The sequence below is a fragment of the Mucilaginibacter sp. P1_A3 genome (genome assembly GCF_056406855.1).
On record NZ_JBFTZJ010000001.1, the window covers coordinates 682,955 to 698,822 of the forward strand.

The following is a 15,868-nucleotide window of genomic DNA, read 5'->3' on the forward strand; positions in this document are numbered from 1 at the left end:
AAAAATTAGAATGAGGCTTGTACACCTACTACAAATGATTTGGGTGTTGGATAAGTACCCTGGTAAATACCGGTTAATGAACCGTTGGATACCGGAGCTTCTGGTGTAGGGCCGCTGAATTTCTTTATATAGAACAGATTCCCGCCACTGGCATATAACCGCACTTTAGATAGGAAATGTGTTTTATCAAGCACTGATTTAGAGAAATCATAGGATAATGTTATTTCTCTGCAGGCCAAATAATTGCCACTTTCATACAAATTGGAGTTATTGCCATTTAGCACCGCACCGGCGTTATTGCCTCTTGTATAGTTTTGTTTAGATCCCACAACCTGATCGGCATAATAAACTTTAGGTATGCTGGTATTGGTATTGGTTGGCGACCATGCCTGTTTTTGCAGATCGATGTAGTTAAAAGTACCCTGGTAGTTACCCAAAGTGCGGGCCATAAGATCGTTATAAATGGTATTACCTAAGGTGTATTCAAACCTGGAGTACAAAGAGAATGCCTTGTAGGCTACGTTTACATTGAAGCCGCCGGTCCACTTAGGATAGATATTGCCCAAATAAACCTGGTCGCGCGAATCAATGGTGTCGTTTTTGTCTACATCCTGCCAGTTCACATCACCAGGGGTAATATGGCCGCCCTTTCCGGCTGCCAGGCCTGGCCCGGTGATACCTGCAACATTATCAACCCTTGAACCTGCCGTAGCAGCTACATCTGCGGCATCTTTAAATATGGAAACTTGTTTGTATCCATAGATCTGCCCTAAGGACTGCCCTTCCTGGATACCACCTACCCAAATAACTTTACCCGATTTTGGATCATAAACCTGTAAACCGCCCTGTCTGTTATTCACATTGCCGTTGTAAGGCAATTTTAGTACTTTGTTTTTTACATAGGATGCTGTAGCACCAATATCAATTCTTAATCCACTTGGATTATTAAGCACATTGGCCTTTACTGTAAATTCGTAACCCTTGTTTTGCAATGTACCAAGGTTAGTTTGAATGCTGGAAAAACCGGTATAACTTGGTAAAGGCAAACTGGTTAACAGGTCGCTGGTGATGCGGTTATAATAGTCAAACAGAAAGCTTATTCTATCTTTAAAAAAGCCCAGGTCGGCGCCAATATCTGTTGTGCGGCTTTTTTCCCATCTTAAGTTAGCGTTGGTTAAACCTGTATTCAGGAAACTGCCCTGCCCGTTATATAAAGTTTGAGCAGCGTATATCCCCTGCACATCATAATTACCTAAACCTGCTATATTACCATTCGAACCGTAACTGGCACGTGGTTTTAAAGTAGAGAATACTTTATTTAGTCCCCATTTTTCAAAGAAACCCTCTTTGGTAACATTCCAACCTGCAGATACGCCGGGAAAATAACCTACCCTTTTATTAGAAGCAAGTTGCGATACACCATCTTCCCTTAATACAAAGGTCAGCAGGTACTTATCGTCATAAGCATAATTTAAACGGGTAAATGTAGAAATGATACGATTTTCGGCCTGGGAACTGGTGTTGCCACCCACAGCGAATAAAGTTGACGCGTTTGCTGTGGATATGTTATCAGTTGGCGCGTTTGTACCGTCTACCTGTATAATTAAAGCTTTTTGATCATAATACTCGGCACCAATCATAGCGCTCAAATCATGCTTGCCAAATGATTTGGTATAATTAAGGATTGCATTATAAGTTTGCTGAAATGTACGTGAATAGCCTGCAATTGATTCCCGGCTGGTATTGTTATATGCCGGCGGATTGGCAAACAATGTGGCGTATGTTTGTGTAGCCTGCTGGAAAGATTGGTTGATCTGTTGATTTAAATAACCGCTGCCCGATACTTTTAAAAATAAACCAGACATGATATCCCATTTTACGGACGCGTTTGCGGTGATCCGGTCTACCTCGTTGCTGCGTTTTAATTTACCCAGCCAGTATAGTGGATTGCCATCGCTGATACTATTGCCAGGGTTTGGCAGCGTTTTGGCAGCATCCAGCCATGGATTGAAAGTTGGCCATAAAGCCAAAGTCCGGTACAGGGAATTTACATCGCCGGCAGGTGCACCTAATTGCGACGAGGTGGAAAGTGTTACTCCTGTAAATACTTCCACATTGGGTTTCACTTTGTATGAACCATTAAAATCGCCGGAATAACGGTTATAATTTGACCCAACGATCACGCCATCTTCGTTATAATAATCCAGGCTAGCGAAATACTTGCCCTTGTCATTACCGCCAATAGCGCTCAGGTAATGATCCTGTGTGCGTGTATTCCTGAACAACAGGTTTTGCACCTCTTTACTGTGATCTTTATAAATGATCTTGCTGCCCGGATTAGCCGGATCATCCAGATCCTGCCATCCCTGCGATAGAAGACCAACATTTGCCGGTGTTTCCGCTTTAATATCAAATGAAGCCAGGTTTGCCGCATCGGTTAACAAGCCATATCCACGGGTTGCGTTGATCTGCGCAAGGCTCCTGCCAGAATTGACGTTGCCAAGGCGGTTATAGTAAATATAATCGCCGGCATTCATGTAAGAATAACCTTCCCTTTGCCGGTTAAACCCTTCTGTAAATTTGTAGGTTACCTGCGCTACACCCGATTTTCCTTGTTTTGTAGTGATCAGGATTACACCATTATTGGCTCTAGCGCCGTATATAGCAGTAGAGGCAGCGTCTTTTAAAAGATCGATGGAGGCAATATCATCAGCCGGGATATCATTAAAGGCCCGGATGATTCCATCAACCACTACCAGTGGCGCTCCGGGGCTGTTGATAGATGCACCGCCCCTTAATACGATCAGGGGAGTTGCGCCGGGCGCACCGCTACTGTTTACTACCTGCAAGCCGGATACAGTACCCTGCAACGCGCTGCCGATATTGGCCCGGGGAGCAGAGGCCAGCACCTTACTATCTAAAGTGGCAATAGCACTGGTAACACTTTTACGCGATTGGGTACCATACCCTACTACAACAACTTCGTTAAGCGCTTTGTTATCCGGTTTAAGCACCACATTAATAACCGTTTGCTCGCCAACCTTAATCTCTCGGGTGGTATACCCCAAAAAACTGAACACCAATACATCATTTTCCGATGCCTCAATGGAGTACGAGCCATTAGCCGTAGTTGGGCCGCCTTTGGTTGTTCCTTTGATAATAACACTTACGCCCGGCAAAGCGCCATGGTCGTCGTCAGCGATGACCTGCCCGCTGATCTTCTTGGTTTGGGCTTGTACAAACGTAAAAAGCAATAGGCCAATTACGGTAAACAAAGCCCGGTGAAGGGTAAAATTTCTGTTCATTTGAATTTGGTTAGTTTTGTATTATGTCATACATAATACAATTATAGAAATTTTTATTTTAGATTCACAAAATAATTCGGGATATATTTTTTTATTGATTACCTGTGTGTTAGGAATACACTTAAGGATTGTTGATAATTATTGACAGCTATTTGTAAGTTTGCAGAAGGAGAAATATGAAGACTAACGGCCTTATTCAGAACATTAAAAATGTAGATACCAGTTCGCTGGTAGACCGGGTTGAAAAAAACCTGATCGAGCTTTTTATTGAAAAAAACTTTAAAGTGGGCGATGCCATACCCAAAGAGCTGGAATTGTCGGCCGCACTGGGAGTAAGCCGTACTGTGATCAGGGAAGCCCTGCTCCGACTAAGGTTAATGGGACTGATTGATTCGAGGAAGAAACGAGGCGCGGTGCTTACCAGCCCCGACCTGGTGTCCATACTGGAGAAAAGTATGAATCCACAAATACTGGACACCGTTACCCTCAAAGAGATATTTGAAATGCGCCTGGCCCTGGAGATTGGGATGGCTGATTTTATTATAGAGCGCATAACACCAGAGGACATTGCCGAATTACGTTCGATTGTTGCAATTGAACCTACTCAATCACAGGCTGCCATATTTGATGTAGAGCAGGAAATCAAATTTCACGGAAAGCTATATGATATCACCGGCAATGAAACCCTGCGCAAATTTCAGAAATTGCTGCTCCCGGTATTTAATTATGTGCACCAAAGCGGCTTGCTGAAGAAGCCTGTTAAACCCAGGAAATTTGTTTCACATGCGGGGCTGATAGACCTGATAGAAAAGGGATCTGCTGAGATGCTCCGGAATGGAATGCGTAACCATTTGGAAAACCATTTTGCACGGCTATTTGAATAATTTATGCCCTCAATTTTAACAATTAAGCAGGATACAGATTCTTAAAACAACTAATTCATTATCCGGGCAAAGTCACACACCTTCTGTACATTGGCTATGTGTGAATTATTAATTTTCCCGCAAACTCTCTTGGGCAATATAATATAATACATCCCCCTTGAATTCTAAATGCCCATATTTGCTGAACGCTCGTTTAATTTTTTTTTATTTTGCGGAGTTTATCTAATTATATTTGCGATATATTAAAAAAATATGTTAGCAGATAGTGATACGGATAAGCGTAAGATAATTGTATTTATTATCATTGTTATCTTGTGTGTTATTGTTTTACTAATTATAGGTAGCCTAACCTATGAATATGATAAGATCCTTAGTCCAAGTGCAACTGGTGATAAAAATTGGGATGGAAATTAGAACTGTTATCCTTACTGATTATAACTTTTATAGCTAATGAATTTATGATCAGAGAGATATTTGCAGATTATTCTCAAAAGAAAACAAGTTGGTTTAAGCTAAAATTAATAGGACAGTACAAAAATCTGCAATTTTTAAAAAGAGCCATCAAGTGGAAATTCCACATAGCCTTCAACCCAATAATTATTGATGATAATAAATTAATTAAAAACTCAATCCCTGTTTTAATTAATAATCATAACCGCCTGTTTTCGTTACAAGCACAAATTAACTGGCTTAACTCTTTAAATGATAATTTGTCAATTATTGTTGTCGACAATAAATCAAATTATATCCCATTGATAGAATATTATAAGAGTTTAGCACAGGTTAAAAATTGCCAGGTAATTTACCTGAATCATAACTCCTGGCTCAGAGGAATAAATTATATAGCAAAACAGCTAACTGAGTTCCCTAAGCTTATCATAACAGACGCCGACCTAATCCCATACCGGGATACTCCCAATGATACAATTAAACATCTTTCAGCATTATTAGATAAATATCCGGGTTATAATCATATAGGACTTTCGCTGGAGATCAATGACATTCCTGATTATTACCCTTTGAAGACCAACGTAATTAAACATGAATCGCAATTTTGGCCCCCTATGGCTAAAGCGTTAGATGCTGATGTGGTGGTTGCTGCTGTTCACTCCACTTTTGCAATGTACCGTAACAGTTCTGCTTTTAGTTTGAGGGACCCCGCCTTAAGAACACAGCGGCCATATACAATGAAACACGTAGATTGGTATATAAATCCCGATAATATATCAAAAGAGTACCTACATTATGTAAGATACTGCCAGCCGATAGCGTCCTGGTCGCAGGAACTTAAAGCAACAGTAAACATCTTACCAAACCAAAAGTAAACTACAACGCCTTAAATTCAATTTGTAAACTGACGAGTTTGTTTATTATGTTTTTAAACTCAGCGCTTGTTTCAATATGATCATGAAGTAATATAATTTCATCTGAATCATGATTTCCAAGCCACCTTTTTCTGTTGCCGTATGCCTTTAAATAGTCTTTGGGCTTTTTACTTTCTACTCTTTCTATAACATTTTCAATAGTTTCAAGTCCCTTAATATTTTGCTTAATTATTGCCCATTCCATGATATCGAATGTCCAAAGAAGGTCAATATCGTTATTGAATCTTTTACTGTTTAAATAAGAATAATTAACATTTTCAAATTTGGGTTTAGTATAACCTATCTCTTTTAAAAAGTCTTGTATATAGTTTGCCCTTTTCAAATCAGGCAGAGGAAACATTTTAAAATTTTGCCCAAATTTTCCGTCTCCCTTGTCACCATAGGGAAATCTGAACCATTTTTCATGATAAGTGTATCCTGCATTTAGATAAAGTGCTGTTATAATTTCATCTGTTTTAGCAATTTCATCACAGGCTTCTTTTAATGAAATTGAAGAAAAATGAGGATGACTATAGGAATGATTTTGAATTTTAAAGCCCATCTTTATTGCTTTAATTACCGCATCTGTCTCTATCTCCAAATTTTTTCCTATACAAAAAAACACTGCCGGAATTTGCAGCGCATTTAAATAATCACAATGCTCCAAAAATTTAGATGACGGTGAGTCATCAATAGTGAGGTAAGATGTTTTCAAGAAAAACTGACAATTTAGAATTAATAAAACTAATAATATTTTACCATTAATTACCACACTAAATCCAAAAACGCAAGCCAATAGGCCCTGAAGTACAGATGAAATCATTCCATTTGTATTTTCAATTAATCCATATTCACTATTTTAAAGTTGCAGTTCATTTTTTATAAATAAAAAAAGGGTGACTGTAAATTGTTTTTTTTTACAATTCACAGTCACCCCTCAAAAAAAATAACACAAAAAAAGGCTGCTCATGATATATGATGCAGCCTCGTTCGTTAATATAGCAACAATGTTTAGGAAACCTTAATCCAATATCTGTTTCAATTATTTTAAATTGAATTAACCCTGGTTGGGCTGGTACATTCTTTTTTCAACTGGTTGATAATATTCATTCAGGTTTTCTGGTATCCTGGAATTATAACCCAAAACTTGCCTTAAATGTTCATTCAACCCCTCGCCGAAACTATAACCTAAAGCTCTGGGGTAATCAAGTTGTTGTTTAAAGAATGGGCGGGTAAAGGCCATGGTCAGAGTTCGTCTTTTTTCATCGGTATTGTTTTTTCCCGCTGCGTGCCACAGATTGGAGTCAAACAAAATAATACTGCCTTTTTTTGCTACCGCCCGGTCTGCATTATTGTAAAAATAATCGCTATCTGGTTTTTCTTCGTGTTTATGTGAGCCTGAGAGAAAATAGGTCGCGCCGTTTTCTATAGTAAAATGATCCAAAATAATCATCATTTGGATCATTATTTTAAAATCTCCGGTAAAACTTCGGATATCTCTGTGGATATTTTGAACGTAAGGCTTGTCATCTCTCAAATTAATAACCGCGCCTAATGAGTTTAAGATATAATTTCCCTTTAAAAAGTGCTTTATTTCATTTTCGCAGTACCTTTGTTCAAGAAACTTTAGTGTAAAAATATCTTTTTCTACAAGGTGGTGAAGTGTACCGTTCATATTTGCACCTATGCCATTGGCAATTTGAATTTCGCGTCTTACATCGTATGCCTTCACTAACGAAGTGGTAATTTCATCAATAAAATCAGTTTTCAGTGCATCCTCATAAACAATCCAGCCGTAATCAGTCATTACCTGATCAAAGATGGCAGGGTCATTAGCTTCCGAATAAGTGAATTTATTTTTCATAATTTTAAATTTATTAAGGTGAATTTAAACATTGGTGGTTACTATATTTGAAATTTGTGCTTGTGTTTTTCTTTTAGGCTGACGATATGAGGGGAAATAATTGGGTTCCACATTTGCATCCACATCTGCCTTTAAAACAAGTTCATTATAAGCAACATGATCATTGATGTAGCACCAAATTTGATCCTTTACTTGTAAATCTGTGAAATATCTTTTAAACATAAAAAGAGAATCTTCCTTGCCGCCTACCCCACCTCCAAGATGAAAGATTTTTTTGCCAAGCCTTCTCCCAATCATACTTATCTCATCGGTTAAAAGTTTGCTGGGCGATTCTTTCAGGTAATCTGGAGATGTTGCTGACAGGTGGTTTCTAATAATACTGCCTGATAGTAAAATCAATGCACCGCAGATAAGTACCGGTCCGTCGTAAATAAGAATAAGTTTGTTATCAAACCCCTCCATACTAAGAAGATTGGCGAAATATTGTTCATCAAAATAGTAATTGGGTGAGGCATTTACCCTATCCATGTTTTTGTAGTACATGTCAATGAAGCTTTTTATACCTTCGAGGGTGTTTAGCTCCTTGATCAGATAACCTTTTTCACGCATTTTTCTTATTTGGCGCGAAAGTCGTTTATCATATCTGCTTCTTTGATCCTCTACAGCCATAGAAAGATCCATATATAGTGTTGTTCCATTTTCTTTCAATCCGCCAATACTTCCCAATATATTATGCTGATTAAGAAAAGGATGCAATCGGGAAAATATACAAACTGAATTTTCCTCTTTCATGAAGCTTACAAAAGCTTTTTTAAAGCGCGTAGTTACTAAAGCCGATATATCCAATAGGTTTATATTGGATATAGGCCCGCAATAACCATAAACGGAGGTCATATCAAAAAATGCAGAATTTTCTATTTTTCGTTTGATCACCGGCAATGCAATGAACAAATCATTTTCTTCGTACACAAATAGTACTGGTTCTCCTTCTTTATTTAAAGAATGATAGTACCAGGTATGAAAAACCTCATGTATTAGTGATCTATCGATATAAGTATTCCATTCTTTGTTATTTCGAATCGAAAAATATTTGTAAGACATAAGTTATTTTAATTAGGGTTATTAATGATGATATAGAACGGCTAGATTGTTTATAAGACAGCTTGGACAGGCGATGGATACCCAACAAGATTCATTGAAAAGCTTATGGGCATTTGCGATAAAAAAGGTAATTCCCATTAAAATATTAAAAAAACAATGGAGATAAAAGCAACTGCCTACGCCCCGATTGTCATTTATTGTTGAAATAAAATTTACAAAGGGAGTTTAAAGCAGGTACTTTACAGTATCAAAAGCTTTGCGAATCCTATGTCGCTTCAATTCAAATAATATGTATCTTTTTACATAAAGCAACAAAAGCGTTAGCCTCTCAATTCGGCGGTATTGAAAATGCTTAATGATAAGGTTAAAATCGCTTATCACCATTTCCATACGTGCCTCAACTTTAATCATACTCCAGATGCCCCCGGAATGGTTACGATAACAGCTCATCACCTCGGGCATTACATAAATTTTACCACCAGTATTAAATGTGGCAAAAATTTTTAAAAATTTATCCGCCGCATAACATTTTAAATACCAGGGCTTTTGAAACAATTGGTGTACAGCCATGCTATTATGGTATACAACTGTAGCTGTCTTGGTTTCTTCCTGCCGGCCGGCCAGCAAGTCGGAATATGTATGCACTAATGGCAGTGGATTGGGATCAACATACAAGGTGTTATCGTCATTGTCAATTACCCGCGTATAATGACAACACATAACATAATCGGGGTTTTGCTCTAAAAAATCAACTTGTTTTTGCAATTTGTGAGGATTTGTCCAATAATCGTCGCCATCGCAAAGTGCAATATATTTTCCTTTGCACATGGCAACCGTATCGATCATGTTATAGTGAGGGCCTATGTTTTTTTCCGGAGTAATTACCTTTACTATAGACGGATATTTTTCAATATATTTTTTCAGTACCTCCAATGTACCGTCGGTAGAGCAATCATTGCCGATAACAATTTCAAATTTGAAATTTGTTATCTGCATTAAAAAACTCTCCATGGTTTGAGCAATAAATTGTTCCTGGTTGTAAGTTGTACAGCAGATACTGACCATCAAATCCTGCTTTACCATAATTTTTTACTTGTTTTAACAGTTTCAACATTCATTTTCATCAACATATTTTAAAACTAAAGCCCACCAATTAGTCATATTTAGCAAGCCAATAATTCAAATTTATCTAATTGGTGTACGATAGAAAAGCGACTTGAAAAATTGTCATAAAATTGTAAGTTGCCTTTAGATACGTTTACAATAAGTGTAGATATTTTCACATTTAGTGTGAAGTAAATTATTGATTCCAAACATTATCCGCCTTATACAGTTCTAAGTTTGTGTTTTTTCATTAAAATGTATATCATGTATTATAATGATTCCCGTCATTTCCTGCCTGGCATTATCAATCCATCTTTGTATTAATGATCAATAAAACTATTAAATCACTATCATGGAAACTTTAATGCAACAAAAAACTGAAAAAGAGACTTTAGATGAATCAGCCAATCTTAATATAAAAACAATGAAGGCTTTGGTTTATCATGGGCCAGGAAAAAAGGCCTGGGAAGAAAAACCTAAACCACAGATAAAAGTAGCCACAGATGTAATTGTAAAAATTCTTAAAACCACCATTTGCGGTACCGACCTCCATATCATGAAAGGTGATGTTCCCGAGGTTGAAGATGGCAGAATAATAGGGCACGAAGGTGTAGGCATTATAGAAGAAACCGGGAGTGCCGTAAGTAATTTTAAACCTGGTGACCATGTACTTATATCTTGTATTACATCATGTGGAAAATGCAGTTATTGTAAAAAAGGTATGTATTCTCACTGTGAAGACGGCGGATGGATTCTTGGCCACCTTATTGACGGTACCCAAGCAGAATATGTAAGGATACCTCATGCCGACAATAGTTTATATCCCATTCCTGCAGGGGCAGATGAGGAAGCACTGGTAATGCTAAGCGACATTTTACCCACCGGTTTTGAATGCGGAGTGTTGAACGGACAAGTTAAACCAGGTGATACCATTGCTATTGTTGGTTCTGGGCCTATTGGTTTAGCTGCTCTTTTAACTGCTCAGTTTTTTTCACCTGCAGAAATTATAATGATCGACCCTGACGACAACAGGCTGAATGTTGCCAAGGGCTTTGGAGCAACACATATAATGAATAACAGTACAGAAGATGTTGTCAAAAAAATAATGGACCTTACTTCGGGCAGAGGAGTTGATACAGCAATTGAGGCTGTTGGCATTCCTGCAACTTTTGAATTATGTGAGGCCATCATTGGACCGGGCGGGCATATCGCCAACGTAGGTGTTCATGGCAAAAGCGTAAATCTTCATCTTGAAACACTTTGGTCAAAAAACATAACAATTACAACCCGGCTTGTAGATACAACTTCAACGCCCATGTTATTAAAAACTGTTAATGCCAACAAATTGCAACCCAGTAAATTAATAACCCATCATTTTAGACTGGACCAAGTTTTAGAGGCTTATGACACTTTTGAGCATGCAGCTAAAGAGAAGGCACTCAAAGTGATTATGACAAATACAAACGATGTTGAATAGCCATTTTAAAGGCATCAATCAATAATACATGAAGGCAAATGAGCTATAAAGGCTGGTTTGCCTTTTTTTATATTTAGTATGAACTAAACATCCGCAAAAACTCAATCTTTCATTTTCTCCAGCCGGGCATGATCTATTATCCGTATGTGGGTACCAATACGTTCTATCAAGCCCTCAGATTTAAAGTCTGTAAGTATCCTGCTCACTGTTTCTGCAGCCATACCAGCCATGCCGGCCAGTTCTTCACGTGATATTTTAAACAGAAGTGGGTTTGACAATGGTGTATTTAACCTTAAAAGTACCTGTGATAAACGTTTGCGAACCGAATTGTAGGCCATCAATAATAACTGATTATCCTTCTCCCGAATATTACTGGCCATCATCCGGATAAATTGCTGATTAATATTCTGATAGCGATTGATCATATCAATCACCATTTCCCGGGGTAACACACATACTGTAGAATCACTAACGGCCTCTGCTGTTTCTGAATAATTTTCTGCCGATAGTAGGGAATATAAACCAATGTAATCCTCTGGTTTAAACAAACCCAGTAACAGTTCCCGCCCGTTATCGGCTATTTTAAAAGTTTTAATACATCCTTCAAGCAAAAGATATAAACCAGAAGACTCATCACCCTCATAATAAAGTATCTGCTTCCTTTTAATCTGCTTAACTTTCCAGCCGGCGATTACGGTTTTCAAATCCACTTTTTCGTTTCTATTTCCAGCAGTCAGTTTTTCCAGGCTAATTAAGGATTTTATATAATATTGTTCAAGTACTTCCTTTTTATAAAACCGACTTTCCAAAGCATGGAGTAATTCCATTTCGCCAAACGGCTTAATCAGGAAATCATCGGTACCCATTTCCATCCCTTTTCTAAAATCTGTTCGTTCAGTTTTGGCTGTAAGGAATATAAAGGGAATACGGGCCGTTTCGGGTTGCTTACGCAGCTGGCTTAATACTCCATAGCCATCCATTTCGGGCATCACTGTATCGCAAAGAATAAGATCGGGTTTTCTGACCTGGGCAATATCTACACCTTTGCTGCCATTTGCAGCCTGTAATACAATATAACCATTAAGCTCCAGTATTTCGGCTGTATCCTCTCGGATATCATTACTGTCATCAATAACGAGAATTGTTTTCATGTTCTATTGTATGTAAGCGTAGATGTAATTTCTTCAAGTGGGGCTACTTATCACCAATTGTAAATGACCATGAATCATACCGAACTATAAAAAGTTGGCAGAAATAGTACACTCAATTTAAAGTGGCACAAAAAGCACCATCCAAAAAAAGCTGTTACTTAATTAACGTAAATGACGGCCATAAATATTAGTGATTGTGACTTTGTAGTTAAAAGGTTTATTCTTAGTTTTTACGCTAATTACTATTGTTTACAACGGGTTTAAAATACATTTTCTTCGGCAGCGTCATATTTATCAATACCTGCTTTTTGCCGGGTTCTAAAATTCCTGAACTGATCATCTTATTCACATAGTCGGAAAATTTTGAAGCTCCTTTAAAATTCAAATGTCCAAGATCAGCAAATTCATCATCCTTTAAAGGAAAGTTATTAAAATCTAAAAAATCAACATCCTGAAAATAGGTTTTCTTAATAGCCATAAAAACTTTTTCATTTTTCATGTACTCGTAACCAACATGTTGAGGACTTCTGACCAGGAAGACTTTTTTGTTTTTTTGACGGCAATAATCAACTATCTTTCTAAGATAGTTGAGATTGGTTATTGACAAAACAGTGCGTCCTGATGCGGTATCTCTGACGATTGGTAATCCTTTATTTTTTAATTCCAGTGGCTTAGGATTGTTGATTTTTAAGTAACCACCAATACTACCACTGAAACTATAATTTAAAGTAACTACTCTAAATATATTCTGCCTTGCTAAAATGGAAACACAATTAATAAAATCCTTTGGATTTTTATTAAATAGCAGTTCTAAATCTGCAGGATCCATAAAAGACGCATACTGCGGAAACATGTTCGACATATATTTATATCCCCAGGTCCATTCGTCCATTTTCTCATCAATTTGATTATTGGAAAATTCAATCAAAATAGTTTCAACCTGGTTGTTTTGAGAAATTACTTTTTTTACTTTTTGATACGTATAGAAGTAAGGCTCTGCAGAGTGTGAAAGGTTTTTAAATCCTGATATTAATGAATCGTTAAAAGCACACTCAGAGTGTGAATGTCCAAACAATACAATTTTATAACCCTTATCAATATTAAATTTCGAAAATTTGTTAACCAAAAAATCCGGTATCAATATTATACAGGCTAATAGTAACATACTTGTTAATATAAACACCATTGTTTTATTTAAAAAGCTTCCCATTTTTTAAAATTGAAAGTAAATAAATTGTTGTTCCTTACCTGCAAACAAGAAGGCAATTAAAACCAGCGCATAATAAAATGCAAGCCGGTAATTTCTACTTTTAAGCTTGGTTAAAGTTTCAATTGCATACTGGTTTTCTCTCCCGTTCCATTCAATCACAATGAAAAACACAATTAAGGCAATGGTCTCTAATAACTGCGGCCGGTTAACATCAAAACTTGGTATAGAAAAAAGTGATCTGGAGAATATTCTGCCTAAATAGTTAAATGCGTGGGTAACGTTGTTAGCTCTGAAAAAGATCCAGGCAAAAACAACCATACAAAAAGTTAATAGTATATGCAGAAATTCGCTGAGCGTTGGCAGGCTTTTTCCTTTAGCAACTATTTCAAGATTATTTCTGTTGGTTTTAAAGATAATTGATGGCATAATAAATAACGCATTTAAAAAGCCCCAGATTATAAAGGTCCAGTTTGCACCATGCCAAAAACCGCTTACCAGAAAAATTATAAAGGTATTTCTTACTTTAAGCCAGGTTCCGCCTTTACTGCCACCGAGCGGAACGTATAAATAATCCCTAAACCAGGTTGATAGTGATATATGCCATCTTCTCCAAAATTCAGCAACACCCCTTGAAAAATATGGAAATGCAAAATTTCTTAATAATTCTATCCCAAATAACCTTGCAACCCCTAATGCAATATCTGAGTAGCCCGAAAAATCACAATAAATTTGAAAGGTAAAAAATATTGCTCCCAAAACTAATGTGCTTCCGGAATATGAAGCTGAATTAGCGAATATTGTATTTGCGAATTCGGCGCATTGATCTGCAATTACAATTTTTTTGAATAAGCCCCATAATATTTGCCTTAACCCATTAGCAGCATTATGATAATTAAACACTCTTGCCTTTTTTATCTGGGGCAAAAGATGGGTTGCTCTTTCAATAGGCCCGGCAACTAATAAGGGAAAAAAGCTTACAAATAAAGAATAATCAATAAAGTTTCTTTCGGCCTTGATCCTTCTTTTATAGATATCAATAACATATGATAGTCCATGAAAAGTATAAAAAGATATTCCAACTGGCAGGATAACCTTCAATGTCCATGGATTGACGTTTAGCCCGAAGTTTGAAAACATTTGCGTAAATGACCCGGCAAAAAAATTATAGTATTTAAACACTCCAAGGAAGCCCAGGTTGATCAAAATACTAAGCCACAACCAAAAACTTCTTGATTTTGGGTTTTCCGACTCCGTCATCTTTAATCCTGTAAAATAATCTAATAGCGTTGAGAAAACCAGAAGGAAAAGAAAACGCCAGTCCCAGCATGCATAAAAGAAATAACTTGCACAAAGCAATAAAAAATTTTGAAGCTGTAGGTTCCTGTTAAATATCAACCAATATAAAATAAACACAACCGGCAAAAAAATTGCAAAACTAACCGAATTAAAAAGCATCTTGGAGTTTTTTTTAATGTGATTGGGGCATCAGAACAATGCCACTTTAATAAGAAAGAGTTAATTTATATTTTCAACCTTAGCTCAGGTCATTGTTTATGGCTTCCTGTCAATATCAACATTAACAGGAAGTGTTTTTGCTGCAAATTTCAAATAGATGACTGGGCACCAAAAGTTTGTAGCATTAAAAACGGAAGTGGTATTTACCGAAAATATAGTTGACCGGTACAGAAACTTAACCTGCCAATAAATTGGCAAGATTAAATGACTTTAAAAATGGAATTTGTATTAATTAATCAAAATTGCTATCAGTTTACTTAAATCTATACAATTATATTTTTCCCCTCGTGACTTAAAACTTCATTGAATTTTTCAAGCAGCTTTATGTACTTGTCCATCCAATAGTAAGTTGCATCACGGGGCTGATCTTTTATGTTTAACGCATCAAACGAACGATCAGCGTTGACAGAATTAATTCTTTTGGCGAAAGCTTCGGGAAACTCTTTGGAAAAATCATGCCCAATCACAAAGCCGATTTGGCAAATTATATCCAGGTTCAATTTTTTCGTTTCAAACCAATTATATAAGGTTCTACGACTTACATTCAGCTTTCTCGCAATTTCGCTTATACCCATATGATCTCGTCGCACAATGCGTTCCACAATTTGGCCGTAATGTAAGTCAATGCATTCAGATGTTCCAACAGTACAACTGTCATTATCTAAATAACTATTAATCGGGTAATCCATTTTGCTGTACATACATTCACTGATTTAGGTTGAAAAAATAATTTTTAAAGGACGATTTACATTTGTTGTTTTTATTCTAAAATAGGATGGTGCTGTATTTCTTTACTACGAATAACGTTAGGGGGATAGTTATTCAAAAAATTTCAATTTAGGTTATCTCAATTAAAAATGTGTTAAATGCCTGGTCTTTTACCTGTTAAAGCT

12 protein-coding genes are annotated in these 15,868 nt (G+C 36.9%); 3 read left to right on the top strand and 9 right to left on the bottom strand.

Annotated features, from left to right (window positions below):
• Positions 1–5: 5 nt before the first annotated feature.
• Complete coding sequence (locus AC1D0K_RS02755; RefSeq protein WP_477442457.1) at positions 6–3,305, bottom strand: SusC/RagA family TonB-linked outer membrane protein; 3,300 nt, start codon at positions 3,303–3,305, stop codon at positions 6–8.
• 176 nt (positions 3,306–3,481) lie between these two features.
• Here AC1D0K_RS02755 and AC1D0K_RS02760 point away from each other — a divergent pair, with 176 nt between their 5' ends.
• Positions 3,482–4,189 (top strand): FadR/GntR family transcriptional regulator, encoded by a 708-nt coding sequence (locus AC1D0K_RS02760; protein WP_477398067.1) that lies wholly within the window; start codon positions 3,482–3,484, stop codon positions 4,187–4,189.
• 458 nt (positions 4,190–4,647) lie between these two features.
• The gene (locus AC1D0K_RS02765) at positions 4,648–5,514 is read left to right on the top strand and encodes a hypothetical protein (RefSeq protein ID WP_477398069.1); all 867 of its coding nucleotides are present in this window, start codon (positions 4,648–4,650) and stop codon (positions 5,512–5,514) included.
• 1 nt (position 5,515) lies between these two features.
• On the opposite strand, the gene AC1D0K_RS02770 is transcribed toward AC1D0K_RS02765, so the two are convergent.
• From AC1D0K_RS02770 to AC1D0K_RS02785, 4 genes are all read right to left on the bottom strand, one after another.
• Entirely contained in the window at positions 5,516–6,376 is an 861-nt protein-coding gene (locus tag AC1D0K_RS02770; RefSeq protein ID WP_477398071.1) for a polysaccharide deacetylase family protein, read from the bottom strand.
• A 234-nt stretch (positions 6,377–6,610) separates the two neighbouring features.
• On the bottom strand, positions 6,611–7,417 hold the full coding sequence (locus tag AC1D0K_RS02775; protein ID WP_477398073.1) for a phytanoyl-CoA dioxygenase family protein: 807 nt from the start codon (positions 7,415–7,417) through the stop codon (positions 6,611–6,613).
• Between the two features lie 24 nt (positions 7,418–7,441).
• Positions 7,442–8,518: a GNAT family N-acetyltransferase gene (locus AC1D0K_RS02780; RefSeq protein ID WP_477398075.1), complete on the bottom strand. Its 1,077-nt coding sequence runs from the start codon at positions 8,516–8,518 to the stop codon at positions 7,442–7,444.
• A 225-nt stretch (positions 8,519–8,743) separates the two neighbouring features.
• Positions 8,744–9,601 (bottom strand): glycosyltransferase, encoded by an 858-nt coding sequence (locus AC1D0K_RS02785; protein ID WP_477443307.1) that lies wholly within the window; start codon positions 9,599–9,601, stop codon positions 8,744–8,746.
• 373 nt (positions 9,602–9,974) lie between these two features.
• On the opposite strand from AC1D0K_RS02785, the gene AC1D0K_RS02790 reads away from it, so the two are divergent.
• Positions 9,975–11,099, top strand: coding sequence for a zinc-dependent alcohol dehydrogenase family protein (locus AC1D0K_RS02790; RefSeq protein ID WP_477443309.1), 1,125 nt, complete (start codon positions 9,975–9,977; stop codon positions 11,097–11,099).
• A 101-nt stretch (positions 11,100–11,200) separates the two neighbouring features.
• On the opposite strand, the gene AC1D0K_RS02795 is transcribed toward AC1D0K_RS02790, so the two are convergent.
• The 4 genes from AC1D0K_RS02795 to AC1D0K_RS02810 all read right to left on the bottom strand — a co-directional run bounded on the left by AC1D0K_RS02795 (position 11,201) and on the right by AC1D0K_RS02810 (position 15,676).
• Positions 11,201–12,250, bottom strand: a complete 1,050-nt coding sequence (locus AC1D0K_RS02795; protein WP_477398081.1) for a response regulator — start codon at positions 12,248–12,250, stop codon at positions 11,201–11,203.
• A 235-nt stretch (positions 12,251–12,485) separates the two neighbouring features.
• On the bottom strand, positions 12,486–13,460 hold the full coding sequence (locus AC1D0K_RS02800; RefSeq protein WP_477398083.1) for a hypothetical protein: 975 nt from the start codon (positions 13,458–13,460) through the stop codon (positions 12,486–12,488).
• 3 nt (positions 13,461–13,463) lie between these two features.
• Positions 13,464–14,717, bottom strand: a complete 1,254-nt coding sequence (locus tag AC1D0K_RS02805; protein WP_477398085.1) for an MBOAT family O-acyltransferase — start codon at positions 14,715–14,717, stop codon at positions 13,464–13,466.
• Positions 14,718–15,238: 521 nt separating this feature from the next.
• On the bottom strand, positions 15,239–15,676 hold the full coding sequence (locus tag AC1D0K_RS02810) for a helix-turn-helix domain-containing protein (protein ID WP_295713882.1): 438 nt from the start codon (positions 15,674–15,676) through the stop codon (positions 15,239–15,241).
• Positions 15,677–15,868 lie beyond the last annotated feature (192 nt).

Excerpts from the sequence above, each read along its gene's own strand:
- AC1D0K_RS02755 (WP_477442457.1), bottom strand. The coding sequence starts at position 3,305 with ATGAACAGAAATTTTACCCTTCACCGGGCTTTGTTTACCGTAATTGGC.
- AC1D0K_RS02760 (WP_477398067.1), top strand. The coding sequence starts at position 3,482 with ATGAAGACTAACGGCCTTATTCAGAACATTAAAAATGTAGATACCAGT.
- AC1D0K_RS02765 (WP_477398069.1), top strand. The coding sequence starts at position 4,648 with ATGATCAGAGAGATATTTGCAGATTATTCTCAAAAGAAAACAAGTTGG.
- AC1D0K_RS02770 (WP_477398071.1), bottom strand. The coding sequence starts at position 6,376 with ATGATTTCATCTGTACTTCAGGGCCTATTGGCTTGCGTTTTTGGATTT.
- AC1D0K_RS02775 (WP_477398073.1), bottom strand. The coding sequence starts at position 7,417 with ATGAAAAATAAATTCACTTATTCGGAAGCTAATGACCCTGCCATCTTT.
- AC1D0K_RS02780 (WP_477398075.1), bottom strand. The coding sequence starts at position 8,518 with ATGTCTTACAAATATTTTTCGATTCGAAATAACAAAGAATGGAATACT.
- AC1D0K_RS02785 (WP_477443307.1), bottom strand. The coding sequence starts at position 9,601 with ATGGTAAAGCAGGATTTGATGGTCAGTATCTGCTGTACAACTTACAAC.
- AC1D0K_RS02790 (WP_477443309.1), top strand. The coding sequence starts at position 9,975 with ATGGAAACTTTAATGCAACAAAAAACTGAAAAAGAGACTTTAGATGAA.
- AC1D0K_RS02795 (WP_477398081.1), bottom strand. The coding sequence starts at position 12,250 with ATGAAAACAATTCTCGTTATTGATGACAGTAATGATATCCGAGAGGAT.
- AC1D0K_RS02800 (WP_477398083.1), bottom strand. The coding sequence starts at position 13,460 with ATGGGAAGCTTTTTAAATAAAACAATGGTGTTTATATTAACAAGTATG.
- AC1D0K_RS02805 (WP_477398085.1), bottom strand. The coding sequence starts at position 14,717 with ATGACGGAGTCGGAAAACCCAAAATCAAGAAGTTTTTGGTTGTGGCTT.
- AC1D0K_RS02810 (WP_295713882.1), bottom strand. The coding sequence starts at position 15,676 with ATGTACAGCAAAATGGATTACCCGATTAATAGTTATTTAGATAATGAC.